This window comes from Turicimonas sp. TL08, assembly GCF_054660695.1.
The window spans coordinates 109,197-125,622 of sequence record NZ_BAAGDP010000004.1 but is presented as its reverse complement, the minus strand read 5'-3'; the positions used below and the strand labels follow the sequence as shown (position 1 = coordinate 125,622).

Sequence of the window (16,426 nt, the reverse complement as noted above, 5' to 3'; positions counted from 1 at the left end):
AAGCTTAATTATGACGTTGAATTATTTTTCCTCTGAATTGCCTTGCTCTTTACGCATGTGTTCAATCAACTCGACAGCAGATTCGTCAGTTGTCAGCTCTGTTTTTTCGGCTTCCCCTTTCATATCTTTTTGCAAAGAATTCATGGCAAAAAGCATGGAGTTAGCTATGCGAATAGATTTCTTTTCTACTGTTGAGCTTTCCTTATGCACGGGATTTTTAACGATCTCGCCAAAAACTTCTGTGGTTGAATACACACGTCCAGCCTTTGCATCTTTAATTGCTTGTTTCAAACGTTTTGCAATCAACTCTTTTTCTTTCAAAGAGTGTTGTTTCAAATCAGTGTTCAAACAAAGCCTCCACTTTGTCAAGAACTTCTTGAATAATGAAGTCAGGTACCTTTTCACAAAATTTTCCGTTGCGTGCAGCAAGATCAAGCGTTCTCGGTTGGTCGCAGCGTACAACACCAGTGGTTTCAAGTCCTGCTCCCATAAGAGTTACGGCAAAACCGTTGTCTCTGGCAAAACCTGCACCATTAGAAATGGGAAGTACAACCTGAGTTTGCGTAACGGCGTTGAAGCGGTCGGAAGAAACAACCAAAATTGGTCTTGTTCCTTGCTGCTCCCTTCCCTGAACGGGGTCAAGGCAGACTCGGTAGATGTCTCCTCTGCATATCTTTTTCATAAAAGTTCCTTGCCCTGCGGAGCGGAGTTAAGCCATTGTTCATCTTCCAAGGTGCGGCTAGTTTTGGATGCTTCAAATTTGTCTAACAAATCATCTAGCTTTGTTTTTTTTCTCACCGTCTTTAAGGCTTTGAGGATGACCTTACCGTCTTCTACTTCCCACGTAAGTTCATCCCCGATTTCTAGTTTCAAAAAATTACTAATGAAAGAAGGAACGGTTGTAATTGCAGAGCCCCCGGCTCTTCTCAATGTCGTTGTAGTCATGGGCACCTCCCTTAATAAGTTATATAAAAGTATAACTGAAAAGTTAAGAACTATGTACCCGGACGTATTAATGGAAAAGGAAGTCAATTGAGTTACGAAAAAATGACACGTGAGGCTTCGGATTACCGAGAGATAGCAGAAGATATGCTCGCAGCAGGACTGACTTGTATGCAGGTTTCACAAATTCTTCCGGTTAAGAGAAGAACGGTTATTGACTGGGGGCATTTGAAAACTCACGGGAGAAAAGAGAATTTTCTGGAGAGAATGGGACTCGAACGTGAGGCGTTTAAACCCATAGTCGTTGCATTTATCGGTTCCGGCTGGGGCTACAGGAGTCTTTCCAAATTCCTTGACTTAAATCTGTGGTTCGTCAGAGATGTGGCAAGAGACTATCGAAGAGGAACTCTTAAAGGAGGTCACGATGCCTAACGAAAGTTCCACAGGCTTCAGTCTTCGTCAGTTCACGAAGATCCTAGCCGGAGGTTTGATTTTAGTTGCCTCAGCAAGTGCAGCCGCAGACGACTTCGAATTGCTTGCCAAACGGTGCGCTCCAACGGTGGCAGTCGACACACTGCGTGCCTTAGTCAAAACAGAATCGGACTTCAATCCATACGCTATAGGAGTGGTCGGAGGTTCAGTTGTTCAACCTAAAGCGTTTCATGAAGCCATGAGCACGATAGCCAAACTTGAGTTATCAGGGGCTAATTATTCAGTTGGACTAGCGCAAATCAATAAAAAGAACTTTTCGAAGTATGGGTTGGACGCTGCTCAAGCATTGGATGCCTGTACGAATTTAAAGGCTGCTTCAAAGATTTTAGGTGCGTGTTACGCCAAAGCGCAAAGAGAGGGAGCCAGAGGCCAGCAAGCTTTGCATGATGCATTGTCTTGTTATTACTCGGGAAACTTTAAAACCGGCTATGACCATGGTTATGTCAACAAAGTAAGAACTTCTGCCGGGCTCCAAGCGCAAGTGCCCTCTATTACAGCACCAGAACAAAAGAATTTGCCGGAAGAAAACACTTCCAGGCCTTTGATTTCCTCGTCATCACAGCAGACGAGGGGACTTATTTTTTAACTTTCCTAAAGGAGATATTTATATGAAATTTATCAGCAAACTTCAAGCCCCCGCATTCCTTTCTCTGTTCTTAATTGCTGCCTTTGCAGATCCTGCACTGGCGGCAGCAGGAACTCAGAGCGTCAACAATCTTTTTCAGACGATTTTAAATGTGCTGCAGGGAGTTTCTCTTGTAGTAGTGACCATTGCTATTTTGTGGGCAGGCTACAAGATGATTTTTACAGCAGCTACTATCCAGCACGTTGCCGGCCCCTTCTTAGGAGCTATTGTCGTGGCAGCTGCTCCTTGGCTTGCAGAGCTTCTTGTGGGTTAGGTCTATGGATTTGCAAGCTCCTTTGTTTAAGGGTGCGACGAGGACACCGTGTGTTTTCGGTGTCCCGATCAAAGCCTTTGTCGCCAATATCGGACTTTTCTCTCTGCTTGGGCTCTGGGTTTGGGTGCCCCTGCTGCTTCTGTGCGTACCTTTGCATTTTTATCTCAAGTCTGTTGCAGATAAAGACGATCAAATTTTTCAGCAAATTCTTGATCGTCTTCCGCTGGCTAACGGAGCCAACAAGAACTACCAAGAGGGAATTGTTTCGTTTTCCCCGAAACAAAAAGCCGACTGTGTTTGTGTTTTGAACGACCTACAGAAAAAGGAGTAAACGGCAGTGTTCTCAGAAAAACAGTCTAAAGAAAAACAAGAAAAGTCTTTATCTGCCTATTTGCCTTATTCGGCAGTGATTGCGCCAGGAATTGTGATCTGCAAAGAAGGAGATCTTGTCGCAACAGTAAAAATTTCCGGGAAGGTCTTTGAAGCTGTAAGCAACGAAGATCTACAAAGAGATGCAGAGCGTCAGAACAACTTTTTAAAAGTGATGGCCGGTGCCTCTCAAACTGATGAAATATCCATCAAAGTTCATCGGATTAGAAGAGTAATCCACGATGAACTGTCGGCTCCTACCGATCCCAGAACTGATTTTGTAAACAGATTCATTTCTGAGTACAACAGGAACGTTTCCGACGGTAATTTAATGGCAACAGAGCTTTATGTAACGTTAGTCAGTCATAAAGCAAATCCTCTTAGCATCTTTACGCTTTTCGGAGGAGATAAAAGAAAACCGGAAGAAATTAAAGAAGAACTAGACCAAAGAATTGAGGACTTCAAAAAAGTTTTCTTAGCTCTTTACGAGTCCCTGCAGGACTATGAGCCGGTTATTCTTTCCGAGTATGCGGAAAACGGCATCACTTACTCTAATCAGTTAAGTTTTTACAACTATCTGATTACCGGCCAATGGCAGAAAATCAGAGTCCCTTCGATGCCTTTGGATGAAGCCTTGGGCAATGTTCAGATATTCGTCGGAAGCGACACAATTGAATTTCAAACTGCTCTTGAAAACAGTTATGCTCAGTCTATAGAGCTCAAAGATTATCCCTTGGCAACCTTCTCAAGAATCTTAGACGGACTGCTTTACAACAGTAATTTCGACCAGAGTCCTTATCCGTTTATTGAAACTCAGACCTTTACAGCCATGAGCAAACAAAAAGGTCTGACTGTTCTGAAGCGGCAGCAGAATCAATTGAACAATGCTGAAGATGACGGCTTAAGTCAGATTAGGCTTCTTTCGATAGCCCGTGATATGGTCGCAAACGGTGAGATTGTTGTCGGTGAATACTGCTATTCGCTTTTCGTTTTCGGAGATAAAGAAAAGGTTTATAAAAACGCCAACGATGCCGTAAAGAAACTGCAAGACGCAGGATTTCTGCCAGTGAAGTCTACTTTAGCTTTACCGACAAGTTATCTGCATCAAATCCCCGGATGCAAACAACGTCCGAGAGTCGCAAGAATTACGAGCATGAACTTTGCTCACTTGGCAGCGTTTCACAATTTCCCGTGCGGAAAAAGAGACCGTAACCCGTGGGGAGAGGCTGTAACTCTGATGAGAATGCCCTCGAATCAGCCCTACTACTTTAATTTTCATTACACGGATGCAAAGGCGGATTCTTTCGGAGAAGTCCCGCTAGGCAACACTTCTATCATCGGAGCATCTGGAGCTGGTAAAACTGTTCTTCTGAATTTCCTATTGTTTTGTGCGCAGAAATATAGAACTGCAGAACATAAGCTCTCAGTCATTTTGTTTGACAAGGATAAAGGCGCAGAACTTGCCATTCGAGCTATGGGAGGCGGCTATCTCACAATTGAAAACGGCGCTCCTTCCGGGATTAATCCGTTTCAGCTGGAGCCGACACAAGCAAATATTCAGTTTTTAATCGGTTGGACCAAGCGGCTTTTAGCCCGAGACGGACTGCCGATTGATCCGATGGATGAAGACCGAATTGCTCAAGCCGTGACAACGGTTATGAGTCTTCCCAAAGAAGACAGACGGTTAGCTTACTTATCTCAGCTTTTTCAACAAGGAGATACTGCAGCGGCTGCCAGAACATCATTGAAATTGAGGCTCAAAAAATGGATTCTCGACGGCCCTCTGGCTTGGTGCTTTGACAACGAAGAGAACACTTTAGATCTAAACGAGTATTCGAATTTCGGCATTGACGGAACCGATTTTCTGGAAAATGCCGAATGCCGTGGGGCATTTACAGAACTGATCCTGCATCTTATCGAAACACAGGTTATGAAGGATAAGAGACGCACCATTATTGTCATGGATGAGTTTTGGAAGTATTTGGCCGATCCTGTTACGGCAAAGTATGCCTTCGACAAACTGAAAACAATCCGTAAACAAAACGGCATCTTTGTCTTTGCTACGCAGTCTCCGGAAGATGTGCTTAAAAACGAGAGAGGCAGTGCATTTATTGATAACAGTGCAACAAAGATTTATCTGCCGAATCCCTATGCCAAAGAAAGCGATTATGTAGAGGGCTTCAAGACAACTAAAGATGAGTTTTCCATTATCAAAAAGATGGATACGCAAAGCCGCCTTGCTGTCATCAAGCAGGGGCCAGTCTCTGTGCTTGTAAGACTGGATCTCGGACCTTTTAAAAAAGCTCTGAAAATTCTGTCCGGCAATGCCGGCTCTGTTCAGTTCGCAGAAAAATTGTTCAATCTTGTGGGAGAAGAACCTAACGAGTGGATTCCTTACTTCTTAGGGGAAAAGTCACTGCCTCAAGAGGAAGGTGCGGCATGAAGAAAGCGACTCAATCAAGGCCTCAAAGAGAATTGTTTTTGCAAATGAGAGGGAAGATCCATCCGAGAACTCAGGATACGGACAATATCAACAGTTTTACTTTTTTCATCAATGACAAAAATGACCTGCCAGGGGTCAAGGATCAGAGTTCTGAACTCAATGCCTTGGAACTTCTCCTTGGTAAGAAAACATTTACACCTGTAAGGAAACTGCTTAAGAGACTCTATGCCTTCCAGAATTCTATTGCGTTGGCGTTCTGCGGTGATGGGGACAGCACAGTCGACGGCCAAATAAGTAGTGAGCTTTACAAGATCCTCACGGGCTTTTTTGGAAATAGTTACTTTGTAGCACATTTTCTTAAAATGCGGTCAGTGTCTTTCCTGACATCTTCTAAAGAAAATGTCTCTTCGGTTTTCAGGGAGTTATATCCTTCCAAGACTTCTGAAACCAATTGCTCTTCGGTCATCAGAGCTGGAATTAATGGCTCGTTTTTAGATTTCAGATCGAAGGGCAATCTTTGTTCTGCAATTGATCGAATCAGAAATAGTCTGACTGCCTCAGAAAGACTCATGCCTAATTCTTCAAATAAAGCAGCTGCATTTTGCTTTATATCTTCTGAGACTCGGACTTTAAGAAAAGTATTCGAATTAACCGCTAACAATTGTATTCCTCCTATTTGTGTCCACAGTGTACACCTAAATAACCCGCTTCTGAGAAGAACTACCTTTTCTTTACTTCTTTTGGTTTCGTTGGTTAAAAAACAAAGGTTAAAGGGGGAACAAAGGTTAAAGGGGGCAGAAAACTACTGTATAGGAGAACCACAGTTTTATTGCTCGGAGTCCTCAAAAGAAGCTTTCTGCTGCCTTGAAAGGAGTTGTTCCTAGACAACGGGGATGTAACTTTCAGTTGGATAAGAACCCCAAAAAATGACAGTAATTAGTTATCCAAGGAGAAAATAATGAAAATCAAAAAAAGAAAATTTGTAATTTCTCTGGCTTTCTGTCTGAGCTTAGGTTTGGGCAGTCAGGTTTTTGCCTCCGGCATCCCGACAGTGGATGTGAGCGCAATTACTCAGGCTGTTTTGCAGCTTCAACAGCTGCAGCAAGCCTATCAGACGCAGCTTCAACAGTACAACACAGCAGTTAACCAGCTGAAAAATTTCACCGGAAACAGAGGCTTCGGCACGCTTAAGTACGATCTGAATTTGAGAAATTTGATTCCTCAAGATGTCCAATCAAGGCTTAATTCAATTCTTAGCGGCACCGGAACTCTTAGTAATCTTGGAAAACAGTTTTTTGAAAAATTCGAACTAGGAAAAGCCTGTGAGCAGCTTGAAGGAGAACCAAAGGAATATTGCCTGAGGTCTCAAAACTATAAAGCGGAGACTGCAGCTGCTTTACAGCAAGGACAGAATACCGTTGCTCAAAGACTTCAGAACATTGAATCTCTGATGTCAAAAATCAATGAGGCAGAAGACGCTAAAGCTATTGCAGATTTGTCAGCTCGAATTCAAGCAGAACAAGTAGCTTTGAACGCTTCGCAGTTTGCGGCGCAGTTTCAGCAGGCTCAGATGGCGCAACAATCCAAAGCTCTGGAAGAAGCTGCAAAGAAAAAAGCTTTTCAAGAGATGTTCCCTCCGATTACTGAGGCGGATTTAGACAATCTTTTAGCCCCAGTTAATAAACCGAAGAAGAGAAATTGATATGGCAGCCGGCGTTTTCGAGGCCTTCGGAGATCAGGTAAGAAGCATGATTCAGCGATTTGCTGAATCTGTATCGGCGTCAATCATCACCGATATCTTGCCGATAGTGAGCTCTGCAATTTTGATTTTCTTTATTGTGCGGGCCTGGCAAATCAGCAGCGGACGAGTTGAGGGATCACTTGCAGGTCTGGCAGAGAGCTGCGCAAAGATCACCGTCGTTTCAATGTTTGCGCTTAATGCTGCAATGTTTGCGGAATACATCATCCCTGCGGTTTACGGGGTGGAGTCGATGCTTCTTTCGGCGGTTTCTAGGGCTGTTGATGAGACCACTACAGTTTCTTCGGCGTGGGCGGCTTGTGACGTTACATGGAAGTCCTTTATGGATGGTTTTACCGCTATTCAAAAGGTTTGGGAGAAAACAGGACTTGGGATGTTCGGTGAGAACATTGGGATTGTCCTTTTTATCATGGTGCTCATGCTCATCATGTTTGTGGTTTGCGTCTACTTCATGATATTTGCGGTCGGGTATCTGCTTCTATATGAAATCTTCATTGTTATGGGGCTGGCCTTCGGTCCGATGTTCATTGCATGTCTCATGTTTCAGTCAACTAGATCTTGGTTTGACGGATGGCTGAGAGCAATGATTTGCTGGGTCTTTACTTTAGTTGCTATAGCCGCAACTCTGCTTTTAATTAACGGTATCTTTCACGATAATCTACTAGACCTAACAAATGCCGCTATTAAGGCTCAGGCCGGAAAGAACTTTTCTGCTCTATTTATCAAACTAGCTATCTTTACCGTCGTTGTCTTTTCTATCGCTACGGTTGTCAAGTCGATTCCGTCCTTTGCAGCGGGTATCACCGGAGGCGTGGCTTTGCAGGCTGCTTCAATGGCCGGAATGTTCAGCGGTATCGGACATACTGTTGCTGCCTTTATGGGCGGGGGGATGCTCGGTTACGGAGCTGCTCGAGGCAATGAAGAGATTAAAGAAAGAGCAAAGAATATCCTTGGCGGAAGCGGGTTGAATCAAACAGGGGCTTTTGCTGCCTCTTCTTTGGGCTATACGTTAGGAACAGGGATGAACTTTTTCGCCGGCAAAGATTATGCAGCGGATTCCAGTAGTAACCAGGCCACCGGCGGTTCTATGGCTCAAACTCCGGCGGAAGCTCAAACTGCAGCACAAAACGCCATGAGAGTCGGGGCAAATTACGCTGCCGCCGGCTCCGGAGTGCAAGCCGGCTCTTCCAGCGCATCCGGATCATCCGGCTCTGCGAGTTCTTATTCTTCCGGCCCTGCTGCATCGGCTAGCTCGAACTCTTCAACAGTTGCATCGGGGCCTGCAGTATCTGCAGGGTCTGCAGCTGCGGGAAGCACAGTTCATAGTTCTCAGCAACCTCAAAGTTCTTCAAGTGATTTCGGCTGGGACAGAAGTCAGTTTGACTCAAGAGCCGGATTCGGCTCACCGGCAGACAGCGTGAATTTAAACCATCAGTCTTCACCTACGGCAGAGTCGGCCTCTGCTGCGGAGACTGCAGCTAAAGAGGAAGCGGTGGCGGCCGAAAACCAACGAAAAGCCGAGGAAATCCTAAAAAGGAATAAAAAATGAATAAAAAATTACTGATTTTATTGACAGCAGTAAGCGTGTTGGCTCTTTCCGGGTGCGGTGCTCCAAAAGCTCCTCAGCCTTCAGGACAGAAAGTCTCTGTGGTTGAGTTTGCTAAGCAGAGAGAAGCAGCCCGCAAAGAAAAAATTTCGCAAGCAAAGCAAGATGCGGCAACAAGAAACTTCAGTTTTGAGAGCGAAAATGATCCGAGCCAAGGGAGATGAAGTTGTTCAAATTCCAGTTTGAGCCCAAAAATGAGATGCAATCTTATTTAACTTTCTCTTCTCCTTGGGCAGACAAAGATTCCCATTGCTTGTATTCGTCTTCGAATAAATGTCGAATCTTTTCATGTTCTTCTAAGAGGATGCCTAAATCATATTTTTTGATTTTTAGCTTTCTTTTGGCAGCTCCCTTAACAGAGGAATTCACAAGTTTTTTCAGATCGGCAGCAGGCATTTGGGCCTTCATAACAGTTCATAAAACACTTTCAACAATTACCTTTAAATCCTATAACAAGGAACGATATGTTATTTAAGAAAAAACCGAAAAAGGCTGAGCAGGCGCAAGATTTCGCTGCGTCCGGCTCCCCCGCAGCTTTAAAGGCTGGTGCGGAGAAGGCAGAAGATTACAACTATCAGGATGCACGAGATTGGACTGTGGAAAGAATGGCCTTGAAGGAAAAACAGGCCCGTCTTGGCTGGAGTATTTCTGGGTTGCTCCTGTTTTTACTTTTAATCGTCAGCACTGTTGCAGTAGCTATTGCGGTTAAAAAAGAAGCATATCCGTTTATCGTCGAATTGGATAAGTCTATCGGCACCACAAGAGTTATTGATATCCGTGATCCTCAGAATATTCCTGTCAACGAGATGATGGATAAGTACTGGCTGAATTTATACACGCTCAGTCATGAAAGTTACGACTGGAGAACGTTGGAAAACGATCATGCCCGAGTAAGACTTATGAGCATTCCCCCAATTTTCCAAAGCTATGATTACCAGTACGGTGCTGATAATAAAAATTCCATTCAGAACAAGTTAAAAGACAAACACAAAATTGTCTGTGAGATTGAGTCTGTCGTTCCGAACGGTAACGGAGTAGCAACGGTTCGATTCAATAAAAGACTGATAGATACGTATACGAATCAAGAAGTATGGAAGCAGTCCTGGAGAGCTTCCATCGGATACGAGTACAACCCCACATATACAATGGAAGAGTCGCAGCGTCTGGTTAATCCGCTTGGATTTACAGTAACAAGCTGGCGTACAGATCCAATTTTGGAGGCTGTGCCATGAGAAAGACAATTAAAGCTGTCGCTGCCGGATTAATTGCACTTTCGTGCTGTACATCTTTCGCTTTAGAAAAACCGGTGACAAGCAGTCTTGATAAGCGAGTTCTGTATACCGAGCACAAAGAGGGACAGGTCTATCCGATCAATGCTGTCAACGGCGTTATTACGGCAATTGTTTTTGCTGACGGTGAAAAAGTGCTTGACTGGGGCAGCGGCTATTCAACTGCTTGGGAGTTTGCTGCTCGGAATAATCATTTTTTCCTGAAGCCAAAAGATTTTCAAGGCACAACAAACTTAGTGGTCGTCACTGACCGGTACACCTATCTTTTTGATGTAAAACTTACTTCAAATAAAAAGAACGCCACGTACTCGATGACCTTCAGATATCCAATGCTGGAGGCTCAGAAGGCTCAAGAAGAAGCTAAGAAAAAAACTGTGGATGCTTTGTTAAGCAACTCGCCTCTAAACGAAGAAGGCATTGAAGAAGACGGGCAGAACAATACGCTTTATAGCGAAAATTTCGGAAGCTCTTCAATTTCAAAGGATTTGGCACCGCTGCAAGTCTTTGATGACGGCCAGTTTACTTATCTTAAGTTCGACAAGCACACCGATTTTCCCGCTGTTTACAGAGTTGCAGACGATGATGAAGAAACTCTGCTTAACAGTCATGTCAAAGGACAATGGCTTGTAATTCACGGAATTTACAAAGAACTAAGACTTCGAGCCGGACAAGGAGTAGTCGGCATCTACAACGACGGCTATACCGGCGGCGGTGTAAGAAAAGAAACCGGCGTAAGCGTTCCCGGAGTTGAACGCACGCTTATTAAGGAGGTCAATTAATATGGCCCAACAAGACAAAATCAATACAATCGAACAAGAAGAGACTGAGCTTGCTCAGACGAGTAAAGGCATTCCGAGCGTTGCCGGAAAAAGAAAAAACAAGTCTAAAAAAGGAGCTGTAATTGGTGTCTGCTTGGCTTTGTTTCTTTTAGCCTGCATTGGTGTTGGTTTTTATCAGAAATTTGCTCCAAAGTCAGTTGAAACAAAGGAAAAAGAGCCTATTCATTACAACTCTGCAAAATCTTTAATTTTGCCTTCTCTTGAATCAATTACTCCTCCAGAACCAAAAGTTGAACCTCAAGTAAAGAGTATTGAAGTAAAAGAAGAAAAGTCTCCGATTGCAGCTCCGCTCCCGGCTCCTGCAACCGTAACAGTCTTTAGTGAGCCTCCTCGGATTGAATCTACCGGACCTCAAGGTTTCGGTGCTCCGGCAAAAGAGCAAAAGAAGGAGCCGACACTGGCTGAAAAACGGAATATGGCTCCGATGATGGGAGAATCCTCCGGAGCTTCCGGACAAGGAAGTGGCGGCGGAAAAGGACTAGCAAGCACCCTACGGGAAGAAGAGCAGGAAGGTTATGTGAGCTCCGGTGCGGGCGGCAAGCTCGGTTCTCTCATGCACGGCATGGCTACTCCTTCAACAAGAGCCGTCATGATGCCAGATCGAAACTTGCTTTTGGCAAAGGGTACGTTTATTGACTGCATTTTGGAAACTAAGCTTGATACGACTGTCCCGGGCATGACGAGCTGCGTAATCCCGCAGGATGTTTATTCAGCAAACGGCAAAGTTTTATTGATAGAAAAAGGCTCTAAAGCGATTGGTGAATACAAAGGAGCCGTCGAAAACGGTCTTAACAGAATCTTTGTTCTCTGGACGCAGGTTCAAACACCAAAGGGTGTAAGAGTCATGCTTGACTCTCCGGGCACCGATTCCTTGGGCGGCTCCGGGCTTCCCGGTCATATCGACTTTCATTGGTGGGCCCGCTTTGGCAATGCTCTTCTGTTTACTTTAGTTCAGGACGGTTTTGAGTTTGCGATGACTAAACAGACTGAGAATTCCGGCGGCGTTAACTACTACCAAAATTCCCAAGACGGCATGGAAAAAATCATTGAAGAGGCTATGCGTCAAAGCGGCAATATTCCTCCGACACTGACAAAAAATCAAGGTGAGCGAATCGGCATTTTTGTTGCCAGAGACGTTGATTTTTCGGGTGTCTATCAGCTTAATCCGATAAAGAGGTAAGGAGAAATGAGATACTATTTTACAAAATCTTCTTGGGTTAAGCCGGTTTTCTTTCGTGTTTCGACAATAGGAACCACAAAAGTTTTTCTTTCAACTTTGCCTTGTTTCATCTGCCGGACTGAAGAAATAAGATCTTCGCAGAATTGGTTTATTTCATCGTCCACTGAGAACTTATTAAGTTTTTTTTGGGACATCAAATATTTCCTTCAAGCTTTTAGGCTAAAGAAGCCTCAATTGTGCGTAAGAGAGACTTTCTCAACCAAGGCCGGAAGAGAAAGCAGCAAACCCGTTTTTTCAAGGTTGATTTCCGCTTGTCGAAGATCATATGCACTTTGCATATTAAGAAGCAAGCGAGCACTGATACCTAAAGTTTTTTGCACACGCAAAGCTAAATCCGCTGAAATCCCTATCTTTCCAGAGATGATTCCGAAAACAGTTGAAGGAGAGACCTTCAATGCCTTCGCTAAGGAAGCCGGCGTGATCTTAAAAGCAGTAAGGACGTCTTCAATGATTAGCCCGGGATGGCATGGATTTAGTTTTGTCATTAATAGTCGTCCTTGTAATCAAAAATGGGCGGATAACTTTCCATTTCCCAATCCTAAAAGCACGGTGAGGATTGCGCAAGCCGCCAATCTGATTTAGCTATTTTTACCTATTAGAACTTAAGAGAGGAATTAATGAAGAACGCACATGAAAAGTTGAACCAACGGCATAAGCTCAGTGAAGAAAATCAGAGAGCATTGCAGACGCTGCTGGAAGCGTACAGAAAAACAAAAGAATTTAAAGAGCATCCGCAGCTTGCAGAAGGACTTGAAGAAAAACTCACTTCAGTGTTTCTTAGTGCGCAGAATCAAGGAATAAAAATTTCTTTGAACCGCTACGACATCAATGCACCAAGCCGTAATGCCGTTAGAGTCCAGTTCAAACAACAATCAAAAGAAAAAGAAAAATAAATAAAACTAATTTCAATTTGCACGACTAGCGGAGACAAACCAATCCTTAAGGAAAAAAGAAATGGAATTTAAAGACAGGCTGAAATATGCCGACACACTTTATGTATCTCAGCATTGGGCATCATATCTTGCCGGAGCGACAGACGAGCTTCCTCTCGATTTGGACGAAAATGAAGAAAAAGCCATAGAAAAATTTGAGAAAGAATGGGAGGTTGCCGGGGTCAACAGTGAAACCTTAGATAACCCGCTCTTTGAAAAATGTGCCATCAGCGGGAAGATGTCTGACTGTGTTGAAGTTACAGCCATTAACAGAGAACTGATTAAGGCTGAAGAGCAGAGAATTGAAACAGAAAACAAGCTGGAAAAATTGTCTGCGGACAATAAAAAAACTTTTGAGAACGTCTATCAAGCTCATATCAAACAAGAAGAGTTCCAACAACATCCTGATTTGAAACCCGCATTTCGTGCGAAGTTGGCAGACATGTTTCTTGCGGCTCAAGAAAAAGGAGTGACTTTAAAACTAAACGAGCCTTCCCCTCAGAAAACTGCTGAAACTGTCGGCAAAGAAAAGCCGGCAAATAAAGATCAAGAACGTTAATAAAAATTGGAATGTGAGGAAGATATGGCTCGCTTAATGGCTGAACAACTTGAATTAGACTTTTTTGCTCTTTTGCCCGAGAAGACAGAAGAGGCTCCCTCTGTCAGAAGTCCTGTTTCACGAGTTTCTAAACCGGCAGTGAAAATGCCGGAAACTTCGGAAAGAGTTCAATTTAATCGAGACGGAAGCAGGAAACTTAATGATTTTGGTGAAGATCTGGACAACCAGCGCAAAGGCAAAGTCAGAGTCAATAGACAATCAAATCAGTTTCTCTATGACGAGCAAAGCGAACTGGAGAAACGTCTATCAAGGGAGCCATTGGATTCAGTTTGGCCCAAAGATTCGATAATAGAACTTCAAAAAATTAATCCGAAGGCTGCCGCATGCCTCTGGCTTGTTAGAGGAACTATGAGCGGCAGAAAGCCTGCACAAAGCTCGCCTCGTTATCAAGGTTACTTAAAAACAGCGTTAACCGCAATCGGTCTGCACCGTCAGGTGCTCTTTGGAGAGGATGCTCCAGAAGTAGGAGATGTCAGAGCTTTTGATAGATTTTATGGAATAGGAAAAGAAAGTTATGAGGTTCTATCTCTAGCCGATGGTAAGTTCTGGCCTTATTTGAGAATGGGTGTATTCCGAAACGCAAAAGCCATTCCCACTGCTAATGATTGGAAATTGAGTGATGGTTCGGATATTAACGATTACCCCTTTCAAATTGCAGTCGGTTTTAATGAAAATAACGCCAAAGAGAAACATCCTCTGTGTTTTCTGGACGAAGACGGAGAAAGAATTCCTTATATAGCTGTTGTTGTCGGCAAAGATGAAGAGGAATTTAAGCAAAATTTAAATCGGCAATTGAGTATTTCTCTGCAAAGGTATTTAGAGGCTGAAAAGCAAGAAGATGAACAAAAGGAAGATAAACCCAAAAAGATTTCAGCTATTCGATTGTTTGGGCGCGGGGACCGTCAATCTCATACTTATGAAATCTATGGAAAACAGGGCAGCATAGAGCTTCAACTTACCGAAAGGATAGCTTTTAAATCCGACGCGGATTTTTGGGATTATGTGCTCAGACATCAAGAAGAGTTTGAAAGCAAATATCTTGAACTAAGGACGGAGTATTCAAAAAGCGAGAAGGATTGGAGAGGAAATTCACCTATTCGTGAAAGAATTGGGACTGATTGGCGGCAAGGAAAAGACGCTACGCCGGAAATGTTTATGTCAACGTTCGGTTTCCGTGGCGTCGAATTCGGTAATTGGGTAAAACAAGGCAAACACGGCAGAGAGCGTCAGTGGATGCTTAACAATGCTTTTGATTCTCTCAAAGATCTGGCAGAAATTTTAAACATACCTCCTAAGGCCGTTGCTCTGAACGGTGAACTGGGACTTTGTTTTGGTTCCCGAGGATTCGGCTCTGCTTCTGCTCACTATGACCCGCAAAATCGACTGATTAATCTGACAAAAACTAAGGGATATTCGAGTTTGGCGCATGAATGGTTTCATGCACTGGATCACCACATGGCTTGTGATCTATATGAAGCGAAACTCTTCGAAAGCAAATTCCTAAGCGACAAGGCTGAACCTGTAAGGTTCGGTCTATCAGAGGCTTATAAAGAAAATCTGCGCAGACAAATTGAAGCCTACTCAAAAACGCCCGATGCGGTTGTGGAATCAATTGAAAGCAAACTTACATCAAACCCTTTGTTTCCCGCCGTAAGCACAGGCCTTGTGTTGGAGACCCTTACTCATCACACTGCATTTAAAGACGGCAGAAGCGTGACCTATTCGTTGAAACACCAAATTACTAAAGACGACCTCAGAGAAATTCACTTCGAGCATGAAACCAAGCTGCGTCCGCAAGTTTTTCATGCGTGGGGAGATGTGGTAGAAGCAATAAGAGCTTCTTCAATGCATCAAAGAATGAAGAAGAAAAACGCTTATTGGCAGTCGAAAATAGAAGAATCTGCCAGAAGTTTTGAAGCCTTTATTCAGTATCGCTGTAAAGAACTTAACATACAAAATGATTTCCTGACTAATGCCGCTTTCAGTGAAAAATCTCTAGGAAAAGATAACTTCTATCCGTACTTAGACGGAGAAGATGTAAAGAAGGTATGCGATAAATTCAGAGAACTCTTTGCCGTTATTAAAAATAAAGAAACAAAAAAGGGAGTAGAGCTTTATTCGAGAGAAATAACAGAAAAAGCAGGGACACCTCGTTTGGACATTAGAGAGCTCCTAACCAAAGAATTCGGTGAAAACGGAATTGTTCAGCTTATCAAGGCAAACAAACTTTACATTGCTCAAAATCAGGAGGAGGCTCTTTTCATTCACGCCACGAAAGAACGAGAAGGCAGCTTTCAAACCTTGTCTGTTCAAGAGCCGATAAACGAAAAAATTCTGGGTTTCTACGATCCCAAGGCAAAATGCTCTTATCTGGTTGCAGACAACCTGACCAAGGAAAATTCTGTTGCCGTTGTGCTTCATGAAATCGGCGTGCATATGTCACGGGATTCGCAGTTTAAAGAGAGAACCGAAAGACTGATTACACAGGCTAATGAACTTTTCCGAGAAGGATTAAAAGAAAAAGACCCTCTGATGGAAAAAGTACAGAAAAGACTTTCTGACTCCAATGTACAGCCGTTCTTTAAAAATTACAAAGAGGAAGTCTGCGGATATCTTATTGAAGAAGCTGCAAAGGAAATCAATAAAACTCCGAAAGTCCAACGATGGTTTCAGGAAGTCACCTCAACCGTGAAAGTTTGGCTTTCTGAACATGGGGTTTTAGATGTAAGCAGACTAAAAACGCAAGATCTGGTGACAATTGCCAAGGCAAACGTTAAAGAAATCGCCCGTCAAAAGCCTGAAGTGAAATTGTCTCCGGAAGGAATGAAAGTGTTGGCAGAACACGTCAAGGCCATGAACTTCAAGTACTCCAAGATAACGGATGCCGAACCGGAAATAAAAACTCTCTACAGAAAATTCGTTGAGCTGGAACAGGCAGGCAAACCGCTTCCAAAGGCAGCCGTGGTCGAGAAGCCGAAAAGCGGATTACAACGATAA

The 16,426-nt window shown here is 43.5% G+C and carries 22 protein-coding genes; 14 read left to right on the top strand and 8 right to left on the bottom strand.

Annotated features, from left to right (window positions below; translation table 11 throughout):
- Nucleotides 1–21 precede the first annotated feature (21 nt).
- From ACYQ4O_RS03495 to ACYQ4O_RS03485, 3 genes are read right to left on the bottom strand one after another with little or no spacing between them, the layout of a single operon-like run.
- Entirely contained in the window at nt 22–348 is a 327-nt protein-coding gene (locus ACYQ4O_RS03495; protein ID WP_460174768.1) for a hypothetical protein, read from the bottom strand.
- The gene (locus tag ACYQ4O_RS03490; RefSeq protein WP_308514962.1) at nt 338–682 is read right to left on the bottom strand and encodes a type II toxin-antitoxin system PemK/MazF family toxin; all 345 of its coding nucleotides are present in this window, start codon (nt 680–682) and stop codon (nt 338–340) included. Before ACYQ4O_RS03490 ends, ACYQ4O_RS03495 begins: the two co-directional genes overlap by 11 nt.
- Nucleotides 679–945, bottom strand: a complete 267-nt coding sequence (locus ACYQ4O_RS03485; protein ID WP_308514964.1) for an AbrB/MazE/SpoVT family DNA-binding domain-containing protein — start codon at nt 943–945, stop codon at nt 679–681. Before ACYQ4O_RS03485 ends, ACYQ4O_RS03490 begins: the two co-directional genes overlap by 4 nt.
- 87 nt (nt 946–1,032) lie before the next feature.
- Between ACYQ4O_RS03485 and ACYQ4O_RS03480 the strand changes: the two genes are divergently transcribed.
- Genes ACYQ4O_RS03480 through ACYQ4O_RS03460 form a run of 5 tightly spaced genes read left to right on the top strand, consistent with a single transcriptional unit; the run spans nt 1,033 to nt 5,145 of the window.
- A complete protein-coding gene (locus tag ACYQ4O_RS03480) occupies nt 1,033–1,374 on the top strand; it encodes a hypothetical protein (protein WP_308514966.1) in 342 nt (113 codons plus the stop codon).
- Nucleotides 1,367–2,020, top strand: coding sequence for a lytic transglycosylase domain-containing protein (locus tag ACYQ4O_RS03475; protein ID WP_308514968.1), 654 nt, complete (start codon nt 1,367–1,369; stop codon nt 2,018–2,020). The genes ACYQ4O_RS03480 and ACYQ4O_RS03475 overlap by 8 nt, the downstream gene beginning before the upstream one ends.
- A 22-nt stretch (nt 2,021–2,042) precedes the next feature.
- Nucleotides 2,043–2,333, top strand: a complete 291-nt coding sequence (locus tag ACYQ4O_RS03470; protein ID WP_308514970.1) for a TrbC/VirB2 family protein — start codon at nt 2,043–2,045, stop codon at nt 2,331–2,333.
- Nucleotides 2,334–2,337: 4 nt separating this feature from the next.
- Nucleotides 2,338–2,664: a VirB3 family type IV secretion system protein gene (locus tag ACYQ4O_RS03465; protein ID WP_308514972.1), complete on the top strand. Its 327-nt coding sequence runs from the start codon at nt 2,338–2,340 to the stop codon at nt 2,662–2,664.
- Between the two features lie 6 nt (nt 2,665–2,670).
- Entirely contained in the window at nt 2,671–5,145 is a 2,475-nt protein-coding gene (locus ACYQ4O_RS03460; RefSeq protein WP_308514974.1) for a VirB4 family type IV secretion/conjugal transfer ATPase, read from the top strand.
- Nucleotides 5,146–5,159: 14 nt separating this feature from the next.
- Here ACYQ4O_RS03460 and ACYQ4O_RS03455 read toward each other — a convergent pair whose 3' ends face one another.
- Nucleotides 5,160–5,498, bottom strand: a complete 339-nt coding sequence (locus tag ACYQ4O_RS03455; protein WP_308514976.1) for a type II toxin-antitoxin system RelE/ParE family toxin — start codon at nt 5,496–5,498, stop codon at nt 5,160–5,162.
- Nucleotides 5,483–5,806 (bottom strand): type II toxin-antitoxin system RelB/DinJ family antitoxin, encoded by a 324-nt coding sequence (locus ACYQ4O_RS03450; RefSeq protein WP_066593158.1) that lies wholly within the window; start codon nt 5,804–5,806, stop codon nt 5,483–5,485. The genes ACYQ4O_RS03455 and ACYQ4O_RS03450 overlap by 16 nt, the downstream gene beginning before the upstream one ends.
- Before the next feature lie 297 nt (nt 5,807–6,103).
- On the opposite strand from ACYQ4O_RS03450, the gene ACYQ4O_RS03445 reads away from it, so the two are divergent.
- From ACYQ4O_RS03445 to ACYQ4O_RS03435, 3 genes are read left to right on the top strand one after another with little or no spacing between them, the layout of a single operon-like run.
- A complete protein-coding gene (locus ACYQ4O_RS03445; RefSeq protein ID WP_460174767.1) occupies nt 6,104–6,847 on the top strand; it encodes a type IV secretion system protein in 744 nt (247 codons plus the stop codon).
- A 1-nt stretch (nt 6,848) separates the two neighbouring features.
- Nucleotides 6,849–8,453 carry a TrbL/VirB6 family protein gene (locus ACYQ4O_RS03440; protein ID WP_460174766.1) on the top strand — a complete coding sequence of 535 codons (1,605 nt, stop codon included), beginning with the start codon at nt 6,849–6,851 and terminating at the stop codon, nt 8,451–8,453.
- Entirely contained in the window at nt 8,450–8,674 is a 225-nt protein-coding gene (locus ACYQ4O_RS03435; RefSeq protein WP_460174765.1) for a hypothetical protein, read from the top strand. Before ACYQ4O_RS03440 ends, ACYQ4O_RS03435 begins: the two co-directional genes overlap by 4 nt.
- Before the next feature lie 43 nt (nt 8,675–8,717).
- Here ACYQ4O_RS03435 and ACYQ4O_RS03430 read toward each other — a convergent pair whose 3' ends face one another.
- A complete protein-coding gene (locus ACYQ4O_RS03430) occupies nt 8,718–8,918 on the bottom strand; it encodes a hypothetical protein (protein ID WP_460174764.1) in 201 nt (66 codons plus the stop codon).
- Between the two features lie 56 nt (nt 8,919–8,974).
- Here ACYQ4O_RS03430 and ACYQ4O_RS03425 point away from each other — a divergent pair, with 56 nt between their 5' ends.
- The 3 genes from ACYQ4O_RS03425 to virB10 are packed head-to-tail and all read left to right on the top strand — an operon-like array spanning nt 8,975 to nt 11,818.
- Nucleotides 8,975–9,742, top strand: coding sequence for a VirB8 family type IV secretion system protein (locus ACYQ4O_RS03425; protein WP_460174763.1), 768 nt, complete (start codon nt 8,975–8,977; stop codon nt 9,740–9,742).
- The gene (locus ACYQ4O_RS03420; protein WP_460174762.1) at nt 9,739–10,578 is read left to right on the top strand and encodes a TrbG/VirB9 family P-type conjugative transfer protein; all 840 of its coding nucleotides are present in this window, start codon (nt 9,739–9,741) and stop codon (nt 10,576–10,578) included. The genes ACYQ4O_RS03425 and ACYQ4O_RS03420 overlap by 4 nt, the downstream gene beginning before the upstream one ends.
- Nucleotide 10,579: 1 nt before the next feature.
- Nucleotides 10,580–11,818 (top strand): type IV secretion system protein VirB10, encoded by a 1,239-nt coding sequence (gene virB10, locus ACYQ4O_RS03415; protein WP_460174761.1) that lies wholly within the window; start codon nt 10,580–10,582, stop codon nt 11,816–11,818.
- Nucleotides 11,819–11,832: 14 nt separating this feature from the next.
- On the opposite strand, the gene ACYQ4O_RS03410 is transcribed toward virB10, so the two are convergent.
- A complete protein-coding gene (locus ACYQ4O_RS03410; RefSeq protein WP_066593139.1) occupies nt 11,833–12,012 on the bottom strand; it encodes a hypothetical protein in 180 nt (59 codons plus the stop codon).
- Between the two features lie 36 nt (nt 12,013–12,048).
- On the bottom strand, nt 12,049–12,363 hold the full coding sequence (locus tag ACYQ4O_RS03405) for a HigA family addiction module antitoxin (protein ID WP_308515203.1): 315 nt from the start codon (nt 12,361–12,363) through the stop codon (nt 12,049–12,051).
- A gap of 132 nt (nt 12,364–12,495) precedes the next feature.
- Here ACYQ4O_RS03405 and ACYQ4O_RS03400 point away from each other — a divergent pair, with 132 nt between their 5' ends.
- From ACYQ4O_RS03400 to ACYQ4O_RS03390, 3 genes are all read left to right on the top strand, one after another.
- Complete coding sequence (locus tag ACYQ4O_RS03400; protein ID WP_460174760.1) at nt 12,496–12,771, top strand: hypothetical protein; 276 nt, start codon at nt 12,496–12,498, stop codon at nt 12,769–12,771.
- Nucleotides 12,772–12,832: 61 nt separating this feature from the next.
- Nucleotides 12,833–13,369 carry a hypothetical protein gene (locus ACYQ4O_RS03395; protein ID WP_460174759.1) on the top strand — a complete coding sequence of 179 codons (537 nt, stop codon included), beginning with the start codon at nt 12,833–12,835 and terminating at the stop codon, nt 13,367–13,369.
- A 36-nt stretch (nt 13,370–13,405) separates the two neighbouring features.
- Nucleotides 13,406–16,426, top strand: a complete 3,021-nt coding sequence (locus ACYQ4O_RS03390) for an LPD1 domain-containing protein (protein ID WP_460174758.1) — start codon at nt 13,406–13,408, stop codon at nt 16,424–16,426.